This is a genomic window from Inquilinus limosus MP06 (assembly GCF_000767795.1).
Taxonomy (GTDB): domain Bacteria; phylum Pseudomonadota; class Alphaproteobacteria; order DSM-16000; family Inquilinaceae; genus Inquilinus; species Inquilinus limosus_E.
In genome coordinates this window covers 1-6232 of sequence record NZ_JANX01000377.1, presented here as the reverse complement: position 1 = coordinate 6232, position 6232 = coordinate 1, and the positions used below count along the sequence as shown (strand labels likewise).

Genomic DNA, 6232 nt, shown 5'->3' with positions numbered 1-6232 from the left:
GAATCGATCTTCAGGGACGTGATCCGCAGCGCCGGCAGCTCGGTCGGCGACCCAGCTCGGCCGCAGCCTGGGCCGCAGCGTCGGCGGCACCGCGGCGGGCACGCTGGGCAGCTCGATCGGCCGCGCCGTGGTCCGCGGCATCCTCGGCTCGCTGTTCGGCGGGCGGCGCTAGGTCGGCGCCGGCCCATCCCGGAGCAGGCCTCTCCGGGATGGACGCCAGCCCGGCCCCAGGAGCGCCCTGTCGCAAGCGTGCGGCGCCCCTGTCCGCCACCGGGCCGGCTGGGGTATGATCCGCCCATGCAGGACAGCGACGCCCTCTTCGACGCCTTGCGCCGCTCGGCCGATCCCGCCGTGGTCGATGCGCTGGAGGATCTCGTCCGCAACGGCCGCGACGAGGATCTCGCCCGGGTCAACGCCCTGGGCTTCGCGGCCGGGCGCGGCCTGGACGAGGAGGGGGTGATCGCGGCCCTGCTGCAGGCGTCGCGGCTGGGCCTGTTCGAGATGTCCTGGAACATCCTGTGCCCGAGCTGCGGCGGCGTGCTCGGCGCCAACACCACGCTGCGCACCGTGCGGCAGCAGGACTACCATTGCGCCTTCTGCGCTGTGAGCAGCGAGCCCGTGCTCGACGACACGGTCGAGGTCAGCTTCACGGTCAGCCCGCGGATCCGCCGCATCGGCGCCCATGACCCCGACAGCCTCGGCTTCTGGGATTATCACCGGCAGGTGTTCTTCGGGTCCGGCCTGGTCTTCCCCGAGCGGGGCGCGTTCGACGAGCTCAGCCGCCGGGCGATGCTGGAGACGGTCGAGCTGCAGGCCGGTGAGCGGATGATCCTGGCGCTGCAGATTCCGACGCAACCCGTGATCGTCTTCGATCCGGTGACCCACACGGCTCATCTGGTCGAGGCCGGGGGCGAGCCGACGGCGGAGCGCCGGGACCTGTCCGTGATCTTCACCAGCGGCCATTCCGGCGTCACCCGGTCGACGTTGGCGCCCGGCCCGCTCCGGCTCCTGCTGGACAACCGGACGGAGCGGCGGGTACTGGTCGGAATCTACGCGGCGGGGCCGGAGCTGTGCGGGCTGATCGGCGGCCGGCGTCCGTATCTGACCGCCAAGCAGCTGCTGACCAACCAGACCTTCCGCGACCTGTACCGGACCGAGACGCTGGACGTCGAGCAGCGGCTCAAGATCATGAGCCTGACCTTCCTGTTCACCGACCTGAAGGGGTCGACCGACCTCTACGAGCGGGTCGGCGACCTGGTCGCCTATGACCTGGTGCGCTCCCACTTCCAGATCCTGAACGAGATCGTCGCCTCCGAATCCGGCGCCGTGGTCAAGACCATCGGCGACGCGGTGATGGCGACCTTCCCGGTGCCGCGCCGCGCCGTCTCCGCCGCCCTGCGGATGCGGGAGTCGATGCGGCAGCTGAACGCGCGGCGGGGGGCGGAGGAGCTGATCCTGAAGATCGGCATACATGAAGGGCCGTGCCTGGCGGTGAACCTCAACGACCGCCAGGACTATTTCGGCCAGACCGTCAACATCGCGTCGCGGGTGCAGGCGGCGGCGACCGGCGACAGCATCTACGCCACCCAGCCGGTGGTGCGGGATGCGGAGGCGGCGCGGCTGCTGTCGTCGCGCGGGGTCGAGGCCCGGCCGCAGGCGCTGGCGCTGCGCGGCGTCGGCGACCGCATGCCCGTCTTCGCCATGAGCTGAGGCGGTGGCACGGCATCCGGGCCGGTGTCCGCCTCAGGCGGCGACGAACTCGACCTTGATCCGGTCCGGATCCTCGACGAACAGGGCGTAGTAGTCGGTCCCGCCATTCGCGAACGGGTACCGGTCCTCGTACAGGCAGGGGATGCCGGTCCGCAGGCAGTGCTGCCTCAGGGAATCGACGGCATCCCTGCCGTTCACCCGGAAGGCCAGATGATTGAGGCCGACGCCGCACCGGTGATACGGCCGCGACGCATGCCTGTCGGCCACCTGCACGAAGGTGAGGTAGGGGGCGTCATCGCCGGCGAGCGTGAAGCCGTCGTCCCAGCGGCCGGTCTCCCTGTATCCGATCCTTGCCAGAAGCGTGGACCAGAAGCCGTGCGACGCGCTCAGGTCCGAGACGTAGATTTCGACATGATGCAGCATGGGAGACGCCCCTCCGTGGCCGATGAAGTATGTCAAGGCAGGGAAAGCGGAGAAAGCGCCCATGTCCACAAGGCTCGCCGGCAGCGATATCGTCGCCTCGTCGTGGCGCTCCCCGTTGAGGCTTGTGTATAGTGCGATGACGTCGAGCCTCCACAAGGGCTTGATATTACAGTTTTGTTACGATCGATGACGGTTCGGAGGCCATCCGTGAGCATGTTGCAGAGCACCGCCGAGGCTGTGTCCGCCGAGGCGCCGGAGGCCGCTCGGGGCCCCGCACAGCCTGCCATCGCCGCGGATTCGCCCGACCGGTTCATCAACCGCGAGCTGTCCTGGCTGGCCTTCAACCAGCGTGTGCTGGAGGAGGCCTACAACACCCGCTACCCGCTGCTGGAGCGGCTGCGCTTCCTGTCGATCTCGGCCTCCAACCTGGACGAATTCTACATGGTCCGCGTTGCCGGGCTGAAGGCGCAGGTGGCGCTCGGCGTCGCCTCGCCCAGCCAGGACGGGCGCAGCCCGGCGCAGCAGCTGGGTGAGATCACCGCCCGGGTGCAGGAGCTGATGCGCGACCAGCAGCATTGCTGGCGGGCCTTGAGCGAGGAGCTGCGCGCCGCCGGCATCGTCGTGGCCCGACCGGACGAGCTGACCAGGCCGGAGAAGGCGTGGCTGGAGGAGCGGTTCCTCAGCGAGATGTTCCCGGTGCTGACGCCGCTTGCGATCGACCCGGCCCACCCCTTCCCCTTCATCCCCAATCTCGGCCTCTGCTTGGCCCTCGCCCTGGTCGCCACCGGCGAGGAGTCGCAGGACGAGATGGAGGCGATCGTCCCGCTGCCGCCGCAGCTGGACCGCTTCATCCGCCTGCCCGGGGCACCGATCCGCTTCGCCCTGCTCGAAGACGTGGTGATGCTGTTCCTCGACCGGCTGTTCCCCGGCTTCACTCCGCGCGCCAGCGGCACCTTCCGGGTGATCCGCGACAGCGAGATGGAGATCGACGAGGAGGCGGAGGACCTGGTCAAGACCTTCGAGAGCGCGCTGAAGCGGCGCCGCAAGGGCATCGTCATCCGCCTCTCCGTCTCCGCCGACGTGCCGGAGACGCTGCGCCACTTCGTGTGCGAGAAGCTGAAGGTCAAGGAGGACGACGTCTATTCCCAGGACCGGCTGCTGGGCCTGGTCGACACCAAGAAGCTGATCGTCGACGAGCGGCCGGAGCTGCTGTTCCCGCCCTACAACGCCCGCTTCCCGGAGCGGGTGCGCGACTTCGGCGGCGACAGCTTCGCCGCGATCCGGGCCAAGGACATCATCGTCCACCACCCGTATGAGAGCTTCGATATCGTCGTGCAGTTCCTGCGCCAGGCGGCGCGCGACCCCGACGTGGTGGCGATCAAGCAGACCCTGTACCGCACTTCGAAGGATTCGCCGATCGTCCAGGCGCTGGTCGAGGCGGCGGAGGCCGGCAAGTCGGTCACCGCGATGGTCGAGCTGAAGGCCCGCTTCGACGAGGAGGCCAACATCCGCTGGGCCCGCGACCTGGAGCGGGCGGGCGCCCAGGTGGTGTACGGCATCATCCATCTGAAGACCCATGCCAAGGTCTCGATGGTGGTGCGGCGCGAGCAGGGCGGCCTGCGCACCTACACCCATTTCGGGACCGGCAACTACCACCCGATCACCGCCAAGATCTACACCGACCTCAGCTTCTTCACCTGCGACCCGGCCCTCGGCCGCGACGCCGCGGCGATGTTCAACTACATGACCGGCTACGCCAAGCCGGCGAAGCTGGAGAAGCTGTCGATCGCGCCCCTGTTCCTGCGCGAGCGGATCATGGAGCTGATCGACGCCGAGATCGAGAACGCCAGGGCCGGCAAGCCGGCCCAGATCTGGGTCAAGCTGAACGCGCTGGTCGACGCCACCATCATCGACAGGCTCTACAAGGCCTCTCAGGCCGGGGTGGAGATCGATCTCGTGATCCGCGGCATCTGCTGCCTGCGCCCCGGCGTGCCCGGCCTGTCCGACAACATCCGGGTGCATTCGATCGTCGGCCGCTTCCTCGAGCATGCCCGCATCCTGTGCTTCGCCAACGGCCAGAGGCTGCCGTCGCGCCAGGCCAAGGTGTTGCTGTCCTCGGCCGACTGGATGCCGCGCAACCTCGACGGCCGGATCGAGAGCCTGGTGCCGCTGGAGAACGCCACCGTCCGCCAACAGGTGATGGAGCAGATCATGCTGGCCAACCTGAAGGACGAATCGAACACCTGGATGCTGGCCCCCGATGGCCGTTATCATCGGCACGACGCGCCGGAGGATGCCTTCAGCGCGCATATGTACTTCATGACCAACCCCAGCCTGTCGGGCCGGGGCAGCGCGTTGAAGGATGCCAAGCGGGCGCCGCGCCGCCTGGTCAAGCCCGCGGAATAAGGATCTGAGACCCGGTGTTCCGTATCGGACCGATCGTGCCGTCCCGACCGGGGCGGGTGGGAGTCATCGACATCGGCTCGAACTCGATCCGGCTTGTCGTCTATGACCGGGTCACCCGGTCGCCCGTGCCGGTGTTCAACGAGAAGGTGATGTGCGGCCTCGGCCGCGGGCTCGGCCAGGCCGGCCGCCTGTCGCCCGAGGGGGTGGTCCAGGCGCTGGACAACCTCGCCCGCTTCACCCGCCTGCTGGAGGGCATGGGCGTCGACCGGGTCGACGTGCTGGCCACGGCGGCGGTTCGCGAGGCCGAGGACGGCGCCGATTTCGTCGCCGAGGTCGAGCGCCGCTGCGGCCTGCCGATCACCGTGATCAGCGGGGTGGAGGAGGCGCGGCTGTCCGCCCTCGGCGTGCTTTCCGGCATCCGCGACGTCGACGGCGTGATGGGCGATCTCGGCGGCGGCTCGCTCGAGCTGGTCGGGCTCGACCGCGGCGAGATCCGCGAGCAGGTGACCCTGCCGCTCGGGCCGTTCCGGCTGATGGACGAGACCGGCGCGCGCAAGGAAGCACGCAGCGTCGTGCTCGACACGCTGGCGCAGCAGGACTGGCTGCAGCTCTATGCCGGCCGCAGCTTCTACCCGGTCGGCGGCGCTTGGCGCGCCATCGCCAAGCTGTTCATGGAGCGCGAGAACCACCCGCTGCACATCATCCACCAGTACACGGTGCCGACCGGGGCGCTGGCCGAATTCGTCGGGCTGGTGGCGAAGCAGAGCAAGGGGGCGCTGTCCGGCGCCGCGATCTCGCGCCGCCGGGTCGAGATGCTGCCGATGGCGGCGCTGGTGCTGGAAGGCGTGCTGAAGACGCTGAAGCCGGCGCGGGTGGTGTTCTCGGCCCTCGGCTTGCGCGAGGGTCATCTCTACGACCTGCTGGCGCCGGAGGACCAGGCGCGCGACCCGCTGATCTACGCCGCGGCCGAACTGGCCCACCGGCTCGACCGCTTCGGCCATGCCGAGGTGGTGGCGGAATGGACCCGGTCGGTGTTCCCGGAGGAGACGGCGGACCATGCCCGGCTGCGCCAGGCGGCCAGCCTGCTCTCCGACATCGGCTGGTTCGAGCATCCCGACTACCGGGCCGAGCATGCCTGGCTGCGGGTGCTGCGCATGCCGGTCGCCGGGCTGGACCATGCCGAGCGGGTGTTCCTGGCGGCCGCCGTCTATGTCCGCTACGGCGGCACGCTGGGCGACGCGCTGACCGGGCCGGTGCTGGAGCTGCTGACCGAGGAGATGCGCAGCCGGGTGCTGCTGCTCGGCCAGGCCCTGCGCCTGGCCCACACCCTGACCGGCGGCGCCACCTCGCTGCTTGAGCGCACCAGCCTCACGGTCTCGGGCGAATCGGTCGTGCTGAGCCTGCCGTCCGACGAAGAGGCGCTGACCGGCCTCGCCGTCGACCGCCGGCTCGACGCCGTGGCCAAGGCGCTGGGCAAGCCCGGCCGCGTCGTGGTCGAGGAATCCCGGCGCGCGGCGGGGTAGTCCTGCCCGATCGGCGGGCGGCGCCCGGTTCACCGCTCGCTATGTCCTCCCGCGGTCCCTCAATGCGTCGGCAGCGGCCGCGACGCCCTGGCCCGCATCCGCAGCATCTCGTAGACGGGGTTGTCCTGGGCCGTGGTGGTCCCGGGGGCCGTGCTCCGGGGCGCGGCTGG

The 6232-nt window shown here is 69.8% G+C and carries 4 protein-coding genes; 3 read left to right on the top strand and 1 reads right to left on the bottom strand.

The window, feature by feature from the left end; genetic code table 11:
• Nucleotides 1-297 precede the first annotated feature (297 nt).
• A complete protein-coding gene (locus P409_RS23430; protein ID WP_034844383.1) occupies nucleotides 298-1710 on the top strand; it encodes an adenylate/guanylate cyclase domain-containing protein in 1413 nt (470 codons plus the stop codon).
• A gap of 33 nt (nucleotides 1711-1743) precedes the next feature.
• Here the strand turns inward: P409_RS23430 and P409_RS23425 are convergent, their stop codons facing one another.
• Entirely contained in the window at nucleotides 1744-2133 is a 390-nt protein-coding gene (locus tag P409_RS23425) for a VOC family protein (RefSeq protein WP_034844381.1), read from the bottom strand.
• 213 nt (nucleotides 2134-2346) lie between these two features.
• Between P409_RS23425 and P409_RS23420 the strand changes: the two genes are divergently transcribed.
• Both P409_RS23420 and P409_RS23415 read left to right on the top strand, forming a co-directional pair.
• Entirely contained in the window at nucleotides 2347-4539 is a 2193-nt protein-coding gene (locus tag P409_RS23420) for an RNA degradosome polyphosphate kinase (RefSeq protein ID WP_081991739.1), read from the top strand.
• A 56-nt stretch (nucleotides 4540-4595) separates the two neighbouring features.
• Complete coding sequence (locus P409_RS23415) at nucleotides 4596-6062, top strand: Ppx/GppA family phosphatase (RefSeq protein WP_238578752.1); 1467 nt, start codon at nucleotides 4596-4598, stop codon at nucleotides 6060-6062.
• Nucleotides 6063-6232: the final 170 nt, after the last annotated feature.